We start from the raw sequence: 16,484 nt of genomic DNA on the forward strand, positions 1-16,484 counted from the left end.
CCACTCGTCGTATCGGTTACTCATAAAAACACCCCGAAGGTTGGATGTGGGTGTCCAACTTTCGGGGTGCAGTTCAGCCAGGCTGCGGGGGCGGTTTTACTTACGGCTTAAAGCTTATCGCTTACACGCTTACAGCTCGGGTTCAGCAACCGCCTCGGCCTCGAATGCCGCCTTCTCTTCCGGGGTAATCTCCTTGATGGTGAGCTTCACCCGGTTGCGGTTGTCGATATCGAGCACCTTGACGATGGGCTCGTCGCCCTCGTTGAGGAAGTCACGCACGTCATTGACCCGCTCCGGCACGATCTGGGAAATGTGCACCAGACCATCGGTGCCGGGCATGATATTGACGAAGGCGCCGAAGTCGGCGATGCGCACCACCTTGCCGCGGTAGAGCTTGCCGATCTCGGGCTCGGCGGTGATCGCCAGCACGGTGTCGATGGCCGCCTTGGCCGCCGACTTGTCCTCGGCATAGATGCGCACGGTGCCGTCATCATCGAGATCGATGGAGGCGCCGGTATCCTCGCAGATCTTGCGGATCGTGGCGCCACCCTTGCCGATGACGTCACGGATCTTCTCGGGATCGATCTTGATGGTCGCCATGGAGGGCGCGTTCTCGGAGACCTCGGCACGGCTCTCGTTGATCACCGCGTTCATCTGCTCGAGGATGCTGAGGCGCGCTTCCAGGGCCTGCTGTAGCGCCTGCTCCATGATCTCCTCGTTGATGCCCTCGATCTTGATGTCCATCTGCAGGGCAGTCACGCCATCGGCGGAGCCGGCCACCTTGAAGTCCATGTCGCCGAGGTGGTCCTCGTCACCGAGGATGTCGGTCAGCACGGCAAAGCCGTCCTCGTCCTTGACCAGGCCCATGGCGATACCCGCCACTGGCGACTTGATCGGCACACCGGCATCCATCAGGGCCAGCGAGGAGCCGCACACGGACGCCATGGAGCTGGAGCCGTTGGACTCGGTGATCTCGGAGACCACCCGGATGGTGTAGGGGAACTCCGCCTCGTCGGGCAGCATGGCCTGCACGCCACGACGCGCCAGGCGGCCATGGCCGATCTCACGACGCTTGGGACCGCCCATGAAGCCGGCCTCACCCACGCTGTAGGGAGGGAAGTTGTAGTGCAGCAGGAAGCGGTCCTTGCGCTCCCCCTCCAGGGACTCGATCAGCTGGGAGTCACGCAGGGTACCCAGGGTCGCGACCACGATGGCCTGGGTCTCGCCACGGGTAAAAATCGCCGAGCCGTGGGCCTTGGGCAGGCTGCCCACTTCGATCTCCAGCGGACGCACGGTCTTGTGGTCACGGCCATCGATACGCGGCTCGCCCTTCACCACACGGGCACGTACCACGCGCTTCTCGAGGCTAGAGAAGGCACCTTTGACATCGTCGGCCGCAAACTTGCCCTCTTCCTCACCGGCCAGCTGCTCCACCGCCTCGGCCTTGAGGGCCGACAGCGCATCCTGGCGCTGCATCTTGTCGGTGATGCGATAGGCCTCGCCCACGCGGGCCTCGAAGGCCTCGGCGATGGCGGACTTGAGCGCGGTGTTCTCCACCGGCGGCTGCCAGTCCCACTTCGGCTTGCCCGCTTCGGCGACAAGCTCGTTGATGGCCTGGATCGCCGTCTGCATCTCCATGTGGCCGTAGAGCACGGCGCCGAGCATCTCGTCCTCGAGCAGCTCATCGGCCTCGGACTCGACCATCAGCACCGCCTTCTCGGTACCGGCGACGACCATGTTCAGCTCGGAGGTGGTGAGCTCTTCCACGGTGGGGTTGAGGAAGTAGCCCTGCTCCTCGTTGAAACCGACGCGGGCCGCGCCGATGGGGCCACTGAAGGGCACCCCGGAGATGGCCAGGGCCGCGGAGGTGCCGAGCAGCGCCGCGATATCCGGATCATGGTTACGATCGGTGGAGAGCACGGTGCAGACGACCTGCACCTCGTTCATGAAGCCCTTGGGGAAGAGCGGACGGATCGGGCGATCGATCAGCCGCGAGGTGAGCGTCTCCTTCTCGGTGGGGCGCCCCTCGCGCTTGAAGAAGCCGCCGGGGATCTTGCCGACCGCATAGGTCTTCTCCTGATAGTGCACGGAGAGCGGGAAAAATGGCTGCGCGGGATTGGCATCCTTCCTGGCGACCACGGTGCACAGCACCACAGTATCGTCCATGGTGACCATTACGGCACCGGAGGCCTGGCGGGCGATGCGCCCGGTTTCCAGGGTAACGGTGCTGCGACCGTACTGAAATGTCTTCTTGACCGGATTCACGGCGACTTCCTTCAATATCTACTTTTCTGTGTTTGGGTCGTTTCGACTCGCCGACCATTTTAGGGGTTGACGCGCCCCGCGGCCACCGGATAGCGAGATTTCCGCCCTATACACGCAAAACGGGCAACCCGAAGGCTGCCCGTTTCGTTACCGCGTGGGGTGCGACGCTTAGCGACGCAGGCCCAGACGCTGGATCAGAGCCTGATAGCGCTCGAAGTCCTTGCGCTTCAGGTAGTCCAGCAGCTTGCGGCGCTGGTTGACCATGCGGATCAGGCCACGACGGGAGTGGTGATCCTGCTTGTTGGTCTTGAAGTGATCCTGCAGGCCATCGATGTTGGCGCTCAGCAGGGCCACTTGAACTTCGGGGGAACCGGTGTCGTTCTCGCCACGACCAAATTCGCTGACGATTGCGGACTTCTGCTCGGCTGTCAGTGCCATCTGTCTCTCCAGTAAGCAATATGCCTGAATGATGAGTGTGTGAGACCACGCATATTTGCAGTCTCAGGCGTTTCTCCCTCAATCGGCTGCGGTGCTCAGCAGCCGTTTCGGCGCCACCTCCTGTGGCGTCGTCACCGCACCGAGACCCAAGAAGGCCTCGTCACAGTAGAGTCTTGCCGTCTCGCCGACGGCGATATCACCGGCATCCACCGCGGCCGCCTGACCATGGGTCAGGCGTCGAGCCGCCTCGGCGTCGACCTCGAGTCGCGGCAGGTGCGCGGCCAGCACGTCGACCGGCAGCAGCGTCGCTTCCCGGGACGACTGGTCGGGCAGTGCCTGCAGCGACTCGAGGGTCAGCATGCCGTCGGCGCCGAAGGGCCCGGTGGCCAGGCGACGCAGCGCACTGATATGTGCCCCGCTGCCCAGTTCGCGTCCGATATCCTCGGCCAGGGTACGCACATAGGTCCCCTTGCTGACCGACACTTCCAGTTCGAAGGCACTGCCCTCGAAGGAAACGAGCCGGGCATCATACACGGTCACGCGCCGTGCTGCACGCTCGACCGACTTGCCCTCGCGGGCCAGCTCGTAGAGCTTGCGCCCCTGGTGCTTGAGCGCCGAGTACATGGGTGGCACCTGCTCGATCTCGCCATGAAAGCGAGCCAGTACGGCCTCCACATTGGCAGCAGTCAGGGACGGGATCGCCAGGCGTTCGACCACCTCACCCTCGGCATCTCCGGTATCGGTCACCACACCTAGCTCCACCCGGGTACGGTAGACCTTGTCGGAGGCCAGCAGATGGGCGGAGAACTTGGTCGCCTCGCCGAAGCACACCGGCAACAGACCGGTCGCCATCGGATCCAGGGTGCCGGTGTGGCCGGCCTTCTGGGCCTGGAACAGGCGTCGGGCCTGCTGCAACGCGTGATTGCTGGACAGGCCCGCGGGCTTGTCCAGCAGCAGCACGCCATTGACGGGGAGGCCGCGACGTCGACGTGCCATCAGTCCCGCTCACCCTCGTCATCGGAAGTCGGCTCCTCACCCAGACGGGTGCGGTCGCTCTCCACCGCCTCTTCGATCAGCGAGGAGAGGCGCTGGCCCCGTACCACGCTCTCGTCGTAGTGAAAGCGCAGCTCCGGCACGTGGCGCAGCTTGATGCGCCGGGCGATCTGCCCGCGCAGGAAGCCGGCGGCCTGCTTGAGAACCTTGAGGTTCTCCTTGATCCGTTCCGGAGTGTCCTCACCCAGCAGGGTCACATGAACGTCGGCATAGCCGAGGTCACGACTGACCTCGACGCCGCTGACGGTGACCATGCCCAGGCGCGGGTCCTTGACCTCGCGCTGGATGAGGACCGCCAGCTCCTTCTGGAGCTGGTCGGCCACCCGGTCGGTACGCTTGAAATCGCGCATGCTTGACTCCTGGCGCTTAGAGCGTCCGCTCGACCTTGATCTGGTCGAAGACCTCGATCTTGTCGCCGACCTGGACGTCGTTGTAGTTCTTCACGCCGATGCCGCACTCCATGCCGTTGCGCACTTCCTGGACATCGTCCTTGAAGCGACGCAGCGACTCGAGCTCACCCTCGTAGATCACCACGTTGTCGCGCAGCACGCGGATCTTCTTGTTACGGAAGACGGTGCCCTCGACCACCATACAGCCGGCCACCGCACCGATCTTCGGTGCACGGAAGACGTCGCGAACCTCGGCCACGCCGACGATCTCTTCCTTCCACTCCGGTGCCAGCATGCCGCTCATCGCCTGCTTGACCTCATCGATCAGCTGGTAGATGACGCTGTAGTAGCGCAGGTCGAGGCCTTCGCGCTCGATGATCTCGCGGGCCGCGACATCGGCACGCACGTTGAAGCCGACCACGATGGCTTCCGAGGCCAATGCCAGGTTGGCGTCGGTGCCGGTGATGCCACCCACACCGGAGGAGACCACTGCCACTTCCACCTCGCCGGTGGAGAGCTCCTCCAGCGCGCTCTTGATCGCTTCCAGGGAGCCCTGGACGTCGGCCTTGAGCACGATGTTGAGCTTGGCGGCCGCATCCTGGCCCATCTGGCTGAACATGTTCTCCAGCTTGGCCTTCTGCTGGCGTGCCAAGCGCACCTCGCGATACTTGCCCTGACGGAAGTTGGCAACCTCACGGGCCTTCTTCTCGTCGGCCACCACCATGAAGTCGTCACCCGCCTCGGGCGTACCGTCGAGGCCCTGGATCTCCACCGGCATCGCCGGGCCGACCTCTTCGACCTGCTTGCCCAGCTCGTTGGTCAGGGCACGCACGCGGCCGTAGTGCAGGCCGGCCAGCACGATATCGCCACGCTTGAGGGTGCCGTTCTGAACCAGCACGGTGGCCACAGGACCACGCCCCTTGTCCAGGCGCGATTCGACCACCACACCCTTGCCGGGTGCCTCGGGGACGGCCTTGAGCTCGAGCACCTCGGAGACCAGCAGCACCGCCTCGAGCAGCGCATCGATGCCCTCACCGGTCTTGGCGGAGACATGCACGAACTGGGTGTCACCACCCCACTCCTCGGAGATGACGCCGTGCTGGGAGAGCTCGTTCTTGACGCGATCCGGATCGGCGGCCGGCTTGTCGATCTTGTTGACGGCGACCACCATGGGAACCTCGGCGGCCTTGGAGTGCTCGATCGCCTCGATGGTCTGGGGCATGACACCGTCATCGGCGGCCACCACCAGGATGACCACGTCGGTCGCCTTGGCACCGCGGGCACGCATGGCGGTAAAGGCCGCGTGGCCCGGGGTGTCCAGGAAGGTCACACCGTGGGAGTTGTTCACCTTCTCGGCCGCGACATGATAGGCGCCGATATGCTGGGTGATACCGCCGGCCTCGCCGGTGGCCACCTTGGCCTGGCGAATATGGTCGAGCAACGAGGTCTTGCCGTGGTCGACGTGACCCATCACGGTCACCACCGGGTCGCGGGTCAGCTCCTCACCCTCGTAGGAGATGCTGTCCAGCACTTCTTCCTCGAGCGCATCGTCCTTGACCAGCTTGGGCGTATGACCCATCTCCTCGACCACGATGGCGGCGGTGTCCTGGTCGATGGTCTGGTTGATGGTCACCGCGGCGCCCATGGTGAACATGGTCTTGATGACCTCGTTGGCCTTGATCGACATCTTGTCGGCCAGCTCGGCGACGCTGATCGACTCGGGGATCGAGACCTCACGAACGATGGGCTGGGTCGGCTTCTGGAAGCCGTGCTTGCCGTTGCCCTGGCTGCTGCTGCCACCACGACGGCCGCCGCGGCGCTCGGCACGCTTGGCCTTCTTGCCGCCACGGCGGCGGTCCTCGCGCTCACCACGGTCGTCATCGCGATCGTGACGCCCCTTCTTGGCGGCGGCCTTCTTGGGCGGCGCGGTACGGCGATCGGTGCGCCCCTCCTTGGGCGGGGCCGGGGGCTCGTCGCCGGGTGCCGGGGTCTCGAGCTCGGGCACCGGGATATCGGGCACCTCGGCGGCCTTCTGGGCCTCCAGCTTGGCAGCGGCCTCGCGCGCGGCCTCCTCGGCGGCACGCGCCTTGGCCTCCTCGGCCTCGCGGGCTTCCTTGGCGGCCTGAGCCTGCTGAGAGTCGGCCATGTCGCCGACCAGCTGGCGCGGACCGGTGTCCTCCACCTGCTTCGGCTTGGTCTCTTCCTCGGCGCGCTTGACGTAGGTACGCTTCTTGCGCACCTGCACCTCGATGGTCTTGCCCCGCTCACCGGTGTTGATGCGGCTACGCGTCTTGCGCGTCAGGGTGATGCGGTTCTTCGGCGCGGCCTTCTCGGCGCTGCCGCCGTGGCTCTTGGTCAGGAAGTCGAGCAGCTGACGCTTGTCTTCCTCGGACACGGCGTCGCTCTCGGACTTGTGCTTGAGCCCGGCTTGTTTCATCTGTTCCAGCAGGCGGGGAACGTCGCGTCCCACCTTCGCTGCAAAATCCTTAACGGTCATGTCTGACATGTAGACCCTCCTGAGCCCGTGACCCCAATTCTGTTCGCTTCGAATACTGCCGGTCCGAGCGCTGGGCATCGGACCCTTGTCTGCACGTTATTCGCCTTCGAGCCGTTCTTATGCGAACTACTCGTTTTCAAACCAGGGCGCACGGGCAGTCATGATCAGTGACGCGGCACGCTCCTCGTCCATGCCCTCGATATCCAGAAGATCATCGACGGACTGCTCGGCCAGATCCTCCATGCTGACGACTCCCCGGCTAGCCAGGATGAAGGCCAGATGGCGCTCCATGCCGTCCATCTCCAGCAGGTCGTCGGCTGGCTGGGCACCATCCAGCGCCTCCTCGGAAGCGATGGCGAGGTTGAGCAGCTCATCCTTGGCACGCGAGCGCAGCTCCTCGATGGTCTCTTCATCGAACTCTTCGATCTCGAGCATCTCCTCAACCGGTACGTAGGCGATCTCCTCCAGGGTGGTAAAGCCCTCTTCCACCAGCAGGCGCGCCACATCGTCGTCGATATTGAGGTGCTGCACGAATTGCTCGACCAGGCTATCGACCTCCTGGTCACGCTTGTCCTCCGCCTCGGCCTCGGTCATCACATTGATCCGCCAGCCGGTCAGCTCGGAGGCCAGACGCACGTTCTGACCGCTGCGACCGATAGCCTGAGCCAGGTTGTCCTCGGCGACGGCCACGTCCATGGCGTGGGCATCCTCGTCGACCAGAATGGAGGCAACATCCGCCGGAGCCATGGCGTTGATCACCAGCTGGGCGGGGTTGTCGTCCCACAGCACGATATCGACGCGCTCGTTCTGGAGCTCCGTGGAGACGGCCTGGACCCGTGAGCCACGCATGCCCACACAGGCCCCCACCGGATCGATACGGCGGTCGTTGGTCTTCACCGCGATCTTGGCGCGGGACCCGGGGTCGCGAGCGGCCCCCTTGATCTCGATAAGCTGCTCGGCGATCTCCGGCACCTCGATGCTGAACAGCTCGATGATCAGCTCGGGGCAGGTGCGCGACAGGATCAGCTGGGCACCGCGCGCCTCCGGGTCGACCTTGACCAGCAGGGCACGAACCCGCTCGTTCATGCGGTAGCGCTCACCGGGAATCATCTCGCTGCGCGGCAGGAACGCCTCGGCGTTGTCACCCAGGTCGATGATCAGGCCATCGCGGGTCGTCTTCTTGACGATGCCCGAGACCAGCTCACCCTCGCGATCGGCGTAGAGCCGCACGACCTCGGCACGCTCGGCCTCGCGCACCTTCTGCACGATCACCTGCTTGGCAGTCTGAGCGGCAATGCGACCGAACTCGGCATTCTCGATGCGCTCCTCGACCACGTCACCCAGGCCCAGGGGCGGATCGCGACGCTCGGCAAAGGTCAGCTTGATCTGGTGGTCAGGGCCGTCGAAGTCATCGTCCTCGACCACTTCCCAGCGACGAAAGGTCTCGTATTCGCCGGTACTGCGATCGATATGCACCCGCACGCTGGCTTCTTCATCCTCGAAGCGCTTGCGCGACGCACTGGCCAGGGCCGCCTCGACGGCCTCGAAGATCACCGTGCGGGGAACCCCCTTCTCGTTGGAGATCGCATCCACGACCGCCAGAATCTCTTTACTCATGCCTTTGCCTCGCCAGAAAGCTGTTCTCGAGCTGATGCTCAACATGCCTCCCCTGGGGGGAGGCCGAATCCTTGAACCGCGGGCTAATCCTCGAAACGGGGCACCACGCGCGCCTGATCGATGCCGTCGACGGGGAAGCAGTACTCCTCGCCATCGACCTGCACCAGCACCTCGTCACCCTCGACGCCGGCCAGCAGGCCCTGGAACTTGCGCCGCCCCTCGAAGGGCGCACGCAGCTTCAGTGCCACCTCGTGGCCGCGATAACGGGAAAAGTGATCGAGGGTGAACAGGGGGCGATCCATCCCCGGAGAGGAGACCTCGAGGCGATATTCGCCGTGAATCGGGTCCTCGACATCGAGTAGCGCACTGATCTGGCGACTGATGTCCGCACAGTCGTCGACGGAGACTCCGTCCTCGTGATCGATATAGATCACCAGACGCGAGTGCTTACCCTGGGAGAGATAGTCGATGCCCCACAGCTCGAAACCCATGGCGGTAACCACCGGGTCGATCAAGGTGTGTAGCGCAGCATCCTTGGTAGCCACGGAATAGACTCCTACAGCCGTTGCATCAGGCACCTGGCCGGGAGTGAACTGGAAAGTCAGGTGGCTGATTGGCATTGCCCGGAACAGTGCCCCGACGCTTGGCGCCCTGAGCAAGCTGCTAACAAAAAGCCCCTTCACAGGAAGGGGCTTTCACAAGAAACCTGTAAACCACTCCGGTAGTCAATAGCTACCCCTTCATTCGATCATGCTAGCTTGCATGTTCGACAGGCGCCTGCCGGAAGATGGTAGCGGGGACCGGATTTGAACCGATGACCTTCGGGTTATGAGCCCGACGAGCTACCAGACTGCTCCACCCCGCATCAATCTAGGTCGGTGATACTACACGCAGCCGACGAATACGTCAAGAGCTGCACACCGCTTTGCCAATCCTGCTTCTGAAGGATCGTCGGCATCGTCATGTTAACCATCAGAAGTTAACCAGGGACGCCACGATGAATCAGATGGTGCCGAAGGCGGGACTTGAACCCGCACGACCGTAAGGTCACTACCCCCTCAAGATAGCGTGTCTACCAATTCCACCACTTCGGCATCAGGGGAGGCTGGATGATGGCGCAACGACACATTACTGCTCGTCGCCGCCCTCCAGCACTGGCGCAGCATTATCCATGCTCGAGCCCCCTTCGTCAAGGGTCGGCACGTTATTCTGCTGTTCGATCAGGCGCGCGTCCGGAATGCCTGCCTCGGGGGCATCGCTGGCCTGGCTGGCGAACCAGGCCAGGGTCAGGGAGGTGGCGAAGAAGGCAGCCGCCAGCACGGCGGTAAACTTCGACAGGAAGCCGCCGCTACCGCGGGAGCCGAACACGGTCTGGGAGGCACCGCCACCGAAGGCGGCACCGGCCTCGGCCCCCTTGCCCTGCTGCAGCAGGATCAGGACGACCAGGGCGATGGCGACCGCCACGTGGATCATAAGAATGGCAACTTGCATGGAATTAACCTGCTGACTGACAGATGGCTAGGAAATCGTCGACCTTGAGCGAGGCACCGCCCACCAGGCCGCCGTCGATATCGGGCTGGGCAAGCAGCTCGGCCGCATTGCCCGCGTTCATGCTACCGCCGTAGAGCAGCCGCAACCCATCCGCCAGGCCGCGATCGAACTCGGACAGGTAGGCGCGAATGCCGGCCATGACCTCCTGAGCCTGCTCGGGGGTGGCGGTACGGCCGGTACCAATGGCCCAAACGGGCTCATAGGCGATGATCACGCGCTCGCGCTGCGCCGGCTCCAGCCTCGACATCACGTACCCGACCTGGTGCAGCACCACGTTCAGGGTGTGACCGGCATCGCGCTCGGCGAGGCTCTCGCCCACGCAGAGCACCGGCACGAGATCGACCTCGAGCGCGGCCAGCAGGCGCTCATGCACCTGCTCGTCGCTCTCGCGATAGAGCTGGCGACGCTCGGAGTGCCCCACCAGGGCATACTGGACCCCGAACTCGCGCAGCATGGGACCGCTCACCTCACCGGTGTGCGCCCCCGCCGGGTGCGGATTGAGCGTCTGGGCACCGAGCGCCAGCGGCGACTCGGCGAAGGCAGCTCGCGCCGCCCCCAGATAGGGATAGGGCGGAAAGATCGCCGCTTCCAGGGAGTTGGGTAGCGCGGCACTCGAGAAGGCCTGACCGAAGGCCTCGACCAGCTCGGTCGAGCCGTTCATCTTCCAGTTGCCGGCGATCAGCGGCGTGCGCATCGACTGTCCTCTTTCAAGATGGAGCGAAATGGTATAGGAGAGGCCCTGTCAAGACAACCGGCCACCCCGAGCCCTCGACCAGCGAGTCCTCAGGTGCCGAGCAGCGCCTCGACCCGTTCGGCGAGGCGCCGTGCCAGACCATCCACGTCCAGGTGAGGGCGACCCTCGACCATCACGCGGATCAGTGGCTCGGTGCCGGAGGGGCGCAGCAGCACCCGCCCCTCTTCACCGAGCTCCCTTTCGGCCTCGCTTACCGACTCCTTGAGGGCCGGCATCGCCATCACCGCCCGGGCATCGCTGCCGGGGGTCAACCGTACATTGACCAGCGCCTGAGGGGCCTTCTCCAGCCCGGCCAGCAGGCTCTGCAGCGACTTGCCCTCGCGCATCATGATGGCCAGCACCTGCAGCGCCGAGACGATACCGTCGCCGGTCGTCTGCACATGGCCACAGACGATATGACCGGAGGACTCACCGCCCAGCTGCCAACCGTTGGCGGCGAGCCGCTCCATGACATAGCGGTCGCCGACCTTGGCCCGCTCGAAGGGTACCCCCATGGCTTCCAGCGCCGTGGCCAGGCCGAAGTTCGACATCAGGGTGCCGACCACGCCGCCACCCAGCTCGCCACGCGCATGGCGGTCGCGGGTGATCAGATAGAGGATGTCATCGCCATCGATCTCGCGGCCGTCGCTATCCACCAGCAACACCCGGTCGCCGTCACCGTCGAAGGCCACTCCCAGATCGGCCCCCTGCTGGATCACCGCCGCGCGCAGCGCCGCCGGGTGGGTGGAGCCTACCTCACGATTGATATTGAGCCCGTCGGGGGAGGCACCGATCACGCTCACCTCGGCACCCAGTTCGCGAAACACGCTGGGGGCGATGTGGTAGGTGGCCCCGTGGGCGCAGTCGAGCACCACCCTGAGCCCCTCGAGGCTGACCCGGTCGGGGATGGTCGACTTGCAGAACTCGATATAGCGGCCGTCGGCATCATCGATGCGCTCGGCCTTGCCCAGGCGGTCCGCGGCAACGGTGGTCAGCGGCTCATCGAGCATCGCCTCGATCGCCTCCTCGACCTCATCGTTGAGCTTGGCGCCCTCGGTGGAGAAGAACTTGATGCCATTGTCGGCAAAGGGGTTGTGGGATGCCGAGATCACGATGCCGGCATCGGCACGAAAGGTGCGCGTCAGGTAGGCGATACCAGGAGTCGGCATGGGGCCGAGCAGGGCCACATCGACCCCCGCCGCCGAGAGCCCCGCCTCCAGCGCCGACTCGAACATGTAGCCGGAGATGCGGGTGTCCTTGCCGATCAGCACCCGGCAGCGCCGCTTGCCATGGCGCGCGGCGAGCACACGCCCGGTGGCCCAGCCCAGCTTGAGCATGAAGTCGGCGGTAATCGGTGCCTCGCCGACGGTGCCGCGAATTCCATCCGTACCAAAATAGCGTCGAGCCATCAGCAACTCTCCTTGAGTACTGCCCAGGTCATGTTCACCGCATCCACGCTGGGGGCGACATCGTGGACACGCAGGATGCGGGCGCCGCGCTCTACCGCCATCGCCGTCAGCGCCAGGCCGCCGGGCAGGCGCTCCTCCACCGGACGCTCGAGCACCTTGCCGATCATGCTCTTGCGCGACATGCCCACCAGCAGCGGCAATTCGAGCTCGACGAGACGCTCCATGCGGTTGAGCAGGCGTAGATTGTGCTCCACCGTCTTGCCGAAGCCGAAGCCCGGGTCGAGCAGCAGGCGATCACGATGCAGGCCAGCCTGCTCGCAGGCCGCCACGCGCGCCGCGAGATAGTCGGCTACCGCCTCCTCGATGGGCACATCATAACGGGGCGCCTGCTGCATGTCGCGGGGCTCGCCCTGGCGATGCATCAGACACACCGGCAGGCCGCTGCCGATGGCGGCGACCATCGCCCCCTCGCGCTCCAGGGCCCGTACGTCGTTGATCATGCCGGCGCCCAGGGCGGCACTTTCGCGTATCACCTCGGGGCTGCTGGTATCCACCGAGACCAGGGCATCCAGCTCACGGACCAGTGCTTCCACCACCGGTGCCACCCGCTCGAGCTCCTGCTGGGGCGAGATCCCATCGGCCCCGGGGCGAGTCGACTCGCCGCCGACATCGATGATCGCCGCCCCCTCCGCCAGCATGCGTTCGGCATGGCGCAGGGCATCGTCCAGGGACACATGGCGTCCCCCGTCGGAGAAGGAGTCGGGGGTGACATTGAGGATCCCCATGACGCGGGGATAGGAGAGATCGAGCCGATGTCGACCGCACATCAGGGAGGGGGTGTTCGCGTTCATCTTCGCTCGGCGGGTAAGTGAATCGAAGGGTAGCAAGTTGAAGGGTAGTGAACTGAAGAGTAGAGAATTGAAGGATAGAGAAATGAAGGATAGTGAGAACGGGCTGATCAGAAAGGCAAAGGCGCCCCCGCGGGGGGCGCCTGACTGGGGAGGGCTGCGGGCTCAAGAGCCGGCCGGGCCACCCAGCGGATCGGAGGGCCGACGACGCGGCTCCTCGTCGTCATCCTCGTCACCGTCGACCTGCTCCGGCTCATCCGGGGTCGTCGCATCGCGAGCCCCCTCGGTCACCGGGGCGCCAGGACCGGAGGAGTCTCCATCCTCCCAATCCTTGGGCGGACGCGGTGTGCGCCCGGCCATGATGTCCTTGAGCTGGTCGGCATCGATGGTCTCGTACTTCATCAGCGCATCGGCCATGGCGTCGAGCTTGTCGCGATTCTCTTCGAGGATCACGCGAGCCTGCTCGTAGCACTCGTCGATGACCTTGCGCACCTCCCTGTCGAGCTTGGAGATGGTCTCGCCGGACTTGAGCTTGCCCCCCTGACCGGGGCCACCCAGGAACTGGTGCGACTCATCCTCGTCGTACATGATCGGGCCCATCTCCTCGGAGAGACCCCACTTGGCGACCATGTTGTGAGCCAGCTCAGTGGCGCGCTTGATATCGTTGGAGGCACCGGTGGTTACCCCGTTCGGCCCCAGCGTCATCTCCTCGGCGATGCGGCCACCGAACAGCGAGCAGATCTGGCTGATGATCTGCTGCCGCGACAGGCTGTAGCGATCCTGCTCGGGCAGGAACATGGTCACGCCCAGGGCGCGGCCACGCGGGATGATGGTCACCTTGTAGACCGGGTCATGCTCCGGCATCACCAGGCCGATGATGGCATGGCCCGACTCGTGATAGGCGGTGTTGAGCTTCTCCTTCTCGGTCATGACCATGGAGCGGCGCTCGGCCCCCATCATGATCTTGTCCTTGGCCAGTTCGAGCTCCTCCATGCCCACCAGGCGCTTGTTGCGACGCGCGGCAAATAGGGCGGCCTCGTTGACCAGGTTGGCCAGGTCGGCACCGGAGAAGCCAGGCGTACCGCGAGCGATCAGCGACGGCTTGACGTCATCGGCCAGCGGCACCTTGCGCAGGTGCACATTGAGGATATGCTCACGGCCGCGGATATCGGGCAGCGGCACCACCACCTGGCGGTCGAAGCGTCCCGGACGCATCAGGGCCGGGTCGAGCACGTCGGGGCGGTTGGTGGCGGCGATGACGATGATGCCCTCGTTGGCCTCGAAGCCGTCCATCTCCACCAGCAGCTGGTTGAGGGTCTGCTCACGTTCGTCGTTGCCACCGCCCATGCCGACTCCGCGGGAGCGGCCAACGGCGTCGATCTCGTCGATGAAGATGATGCAGGGCGCCTGCTTCTTGGCCTGCTCGAACATGTCACGCACACGGGAGGCGCCCACGCCGACGAACATCTCGACGAAGTCGGAGCCGGAGATCGAGAAGAACGGCACCTTGGCCTCGCCGGCAATCGACTTGGCGAGCAGCGTCTTGCCGGTGCCGGGCGGGCCCACCATCAGCACGCCGCGGGGGATGGTGCCACCCAAGCGCTGGAACTTGGTGGGGTCGCGCAGGAAGTCGACCAGCTCTTCGACCTCCTCCTTGGCCTCGTCACAGCCCGCGACATCGGCGAAGGTGGTCTTGATCTGATCCTGGGAGAGCAGCTTGGCCTTGGACTTGCCGAAGCTCATGGGGCCACCCTTGCCGGCCCCGCCACCCTGCATCTGACGCATGAAGAACATGAAGATCGCCAGGATCAGCAGGATCGGGAAGCTGGCGATCAGCAGTCGCATCCACAGGCTCTGCTGCTCGGGCTTCTTGCCCACCACGGTGACGTTGCTGGAGAGCAGGTCATCCATCAGCTTGGGATCCTCCGCCGCGGGGCGGATGGTCTGGAACTGGGAGCCATCGGTACGCTCGCCATTGATGGTATAGCCATCGATGGTGACGCTGCGCACCTGCTGGTTCTGCACCTGCTGGACGAACTGGGAGTAGTTCATCGTCTGGGGTGAGCTGTCGACACTGAAGTTGTTGAACACCGTCAGCAGCACCGCCGCGATGACCAACCACAGGATCAGGTTCTTCGCCATATCGTTCAAGGGACTACCCTCAATATCTGAAATCTATCGGCCGCAAGGACCTGGCACGTTGGACACTACATGAGCCGGCCGCGTTCGGCCACCGCTGCTATGCGGTCATTCGCGACGGCATAAGCGGTCATTCGTAACAGGCACTGTGACACACATTATTCTGCTTTGTCCGCCAATCACCCCGTTAGGCCAGGGCTATCACGGCGCCACAACCTCTCGGGTCAACCGCGAAAGCCCTGCGCCAGCAGATAGACCTCGCGGGAGCGCGCCCGCGAGGCGCCGGGCTTGCGGGTCACCACCCGCGTGAAGGCGCCACGCAGCGCCTTCAGGTATTCATCGAAGCCCTCGCCCTGGAACACCTTGGCCAGGAAGGTGCCGCCGGGGCGCAGGGTCTGGCCGGCCAGGTCCAGCGCCAGCTCCACCAGATACATCGCCTGGGGCTGGTCGATGGCGGCCATGCCACTCATGTTGGGTGCCATGTCGGACATCACCAGGTCGACCGGGCGCTCGCCCAGCGTCGCAAGGATCGCCTCGAGAATCTCCTCCTCGGTAAAGTCTCCCTGGATAAAGTCGACCCCGGCCAGGGCATCCATCTCAAGGATATCGGAGGCGATCACCACCCCCTCGGGCCCCACTTTCTCGGCGGCCACCTGGCTCCAGCCACCGGGGGCCGCCCCCAGGTCGATCACGGTCATGCCCGGAACGAAGAGACGGTCCTTCTCGTCGAGCTCGAGCAGCTTGTAGCTGGCCCGCGAGCGATACCCCTCCAGCTTGGAGCGCTGCACATACTGATCATCGAAGTGCTCCTTCAACCAGCCCTTGCTGGTCTTGCTTGCGGAGTGCTTGCCAGAGGCGGGGGATGAGGTGCGGGAACGGGCCACGGCATCACCTAGGACGTAACGGGATAAGACTTGGCGCGGAGCGAAAAACGGTACTGGAGCGCCGAGGAATGGCCGGCTGAAACGGCGCTGTTGCCGAAGACGTTTTCGGCGTGACGATTTGCGCGTAACACAGTTGCGCATGCCACAGTTGCGCGTACCATAGCTGGTTGCGCGCAACCGAGAAGATGCAAGATACCATGAGCTTGTCACAGGCACAAAAGAAAGCATTTCGCAGCATCGGCCACCACCTCAACCCGGTGGTGATGATCTCCGAGAACGGCATCTCCGAGGGAGTGCTGGCGGAGCTCGACCGAGCCCTCAACGACCACGAGTTGATCAAGGTGAAGTTCGCCCTGCCGGAGCGCGAGGAGCGAGAAGCCATGCTCGAGGAGCTGGTCGCGGCCAGCCGCGCCGAGCTGATCCACAATATCGGCAAGATGGCGCTGCTTTATCGCGCCAACCCCAAGGCCAATCCGAAGCTCTCCAACGTCCAGCGCTACGCGGACCACCACGGGCGGCGCTGACGCGCTTCGCGCGAGCTGTAAGCCATAAGCTTTAAGCTGTAAGAAAACACCCCCCCAAGGCTGAACTGACCCCCAATTGTTGGACGGTTCGTTCAGCCGGCGCCCAAGGCCTGAGTCCTGTACTGTACGGGGCTCAG

The 16,484-nt window shown here is 64.5% G+C and carries 14 protein-coding genes and 2 tRNA genes; 1 reads left to right on the forward strand and 15 read right to left on the reverse strand.

Annotated elements, in window-relative coordinates; genetic code table 11:
• Window positions 1-129 precede the first annotated feature (129 nt).
• From pnp to rlmE, 15 genes are all read right to left on the reverse strand, one after another.
• Window positions 130-2,265, reverse strand: a complete 2,136-nt coding sequence (pnp, locus tag Q0894_RS12655) for a polyribonucleotide nucleotidyltransferase (protein ID WP_299235923.1) — start codon at window positions 2,263-2,265, stop codon at window positions 130-132.
• A 168-nt stretch (window positions 2,266-2,433) separates the two neighbouring features.
• Window positions 2,434-2,703, reverse strand: coding sequence for a 30S ribosomal protein S15 (gene rpsO, locus Q0894_RS12660; protein WP_110070029.1), 270 nt, complete (start codon window positions 2,701-2,703; stop codon window positions 2,434-2,436).
• A 78-nt stretch (window positions 2,704-2,781) separates the two neighbouring features.
• A complete protein-coding gene (gene truB, locus Q0894_RS12665; protein WP_299235929.1) occupies window positions 2,782-3,699 on the reverse strand; it encodes a tRNA pseudouridine(55) synthase TruB in 918 nt (305 codons plus the stop codon).
• The gene (rbfA, locus tag Q0894_RS12670; protein ID WP_299235931.1) at window positions 3,699-4,106 is read right to left on the reverse strand and encodes a 30S ribosome-binding factor RbfA; all 408 of its coding nucleotides are present in this window, start codon (window positions 4,104-4,106) and stop codon (window positions 3,699-3,701) included. The genes truB and rbfA overlap by 1 nt, the downstream gene beginning before the upstream one ends.
• Window positions 4,107-4,122: 16 nt before the next feature.
• A complete protein-coding gene (gene infB, locus Q0894_RS12675; protein ID WP_299235933.1) occupies window positions 4,123-6,651 on the reverse strand; it encodes a translation initiation factor IF-2 in 2,529 nt (842 codons plus the stop codon).
• A gap of 117 nt (window positions 6,652-6,768) precedes the next feature.
• Window positions 6,769-8,259, reverse strand: a complete 1,491-nt coding sequence (nusA, locus tag Q0894_RS12680; RefSeq protein WP_195688503.1) for a transcription termination factor NusA — start codon at window positions 8,257-8,259, stop codon at window positions 6,769-6,771.
• Between the two features lie 83 nt (window positions 8,260-8,342).
• On the reverse strand, window positions 8,343-8,804 hold the full coding sequence (rimP, locus tag Q0894_RS12685; protein WP_195688504.1) for a ribosome maturation factor RimP: 462 nt from the start codon (window positions 8,802-8,804) through the stop codon (window positions 8,343-8,345).
• A 243-nt stretch (window positions 8,805-9,047) separates the two neighbouring features.
• A tRNA-Met gene (locus Q0894_RS12690) sits at window positions 9,048-9,124 on the reverse strand.
• Between the two features lie 142 nt (window positions 9,125-9,266).
• Window positions 9,267-9,353, reverse strand: a tRNA-Leu gene (locus Q0894_RS12695).
• A 34-nt stretch (window positions 9,354-9,387) separates the two neighbouring features.
• Window positions 9,388-9,750, reverse strand: a complete 363-nt coding sequence (gene secG, locus Q0894_RS12700) for a preprotein translocase subunit SecG (protein WP_299235936.1) — start codon at window positions 9,748-9,750, stop codon at window positions 9,388-9,390.
• A gap of 4 nt (window positions 9,751-9,754) precedes the next feature.
• On the reverse strand, window positions 9,755-10,504 hold the full coding sequence (gene tpiA / locus Q0894_RS12705) for a triose-phosphate isomerase (RefSeq protein ID WP_299235938.1): 750 nt from the start codon (window positions 10,502-10,504) through the stop codon (window positions 9,755-9,757).
• An 89-nt stretch (window positions 10,505-10,593) separates the two neighbouring features.
• Entirely contained in the window at window positions 10,594-11,952 is a 1,359-nt protein-coding gene (gene glmM, locus Q0894_RS12710) for a phosphoglucosamine mutase (protein ID WP_299235940.1), read from the reverse strand.
• On the reverse strand, window positions 11,952-12,737 hold the full coding sequence (gene folP / locus Q0894_RS12715) for a dihydropteroate synthase (protein ID WP_366131017.1): 786 nt from the start codon (window positions 12,735-12,737) through the stop codon (window positions 11,952-11,954). Before folP ends, glmM begins: the two co-directional genes overlap by 1 nt.
• Before the next feature lie 228 nt (window positions 12,738-12,965).
• Window positions 12,966-14,951, reverse strand: a complete 1,986-nt coding sequence (ftsH, locus tag Q0894_RS12720) for an ATP-dependent zinc metalloprotease FtsH (RefSeq protein ID WP_132042123.1) — start codon at window positions 14,949-14,951, stop codon at window positions 12,966-12,968.
• 212 nt (window positions 14,952-15,163) lie between these two features.
• A complete protein-coding gene (rlmE, locus tag Q0894_RS12725) occupies window positions 15,164-15,823 on the reverse strand; it encodes a 23S rRNA (uridine(2552)-2'-O)-methyltransferase RlmE (RefSeq protein WP_299235945.1) in 660 nt (219 codons plus the stop codon).
• A gap of 197 nt (window positions 15,824-16,020) precedes the next feature.
• On the opposite strand from rlmE, the gene yhbY reads away from it, so the two are divergent.
• Window positions 16,021-16,347 (forward strand): ribosome assembly RNA-binding protein YhbY, encoded by a 327-nt coding sequence (gene yhbY, locus Q0894_RS12730; protein WP_299235947.1) that lies wholly within the window; start codon window positions 16,021-16,023, stop codon window positions 16,345-16,347.
• Window positions 16,348-16,484 lie beyond the last annotated feature (137 nt).

Source organism: uncultured Halomonas sp., assembly GCF_947501415.1.
Lineage (GTDB): Bacteria > Pseudomonadota > Gammaproteobacteria > Pseudomonadales > Halomonadaceae > Halomonas.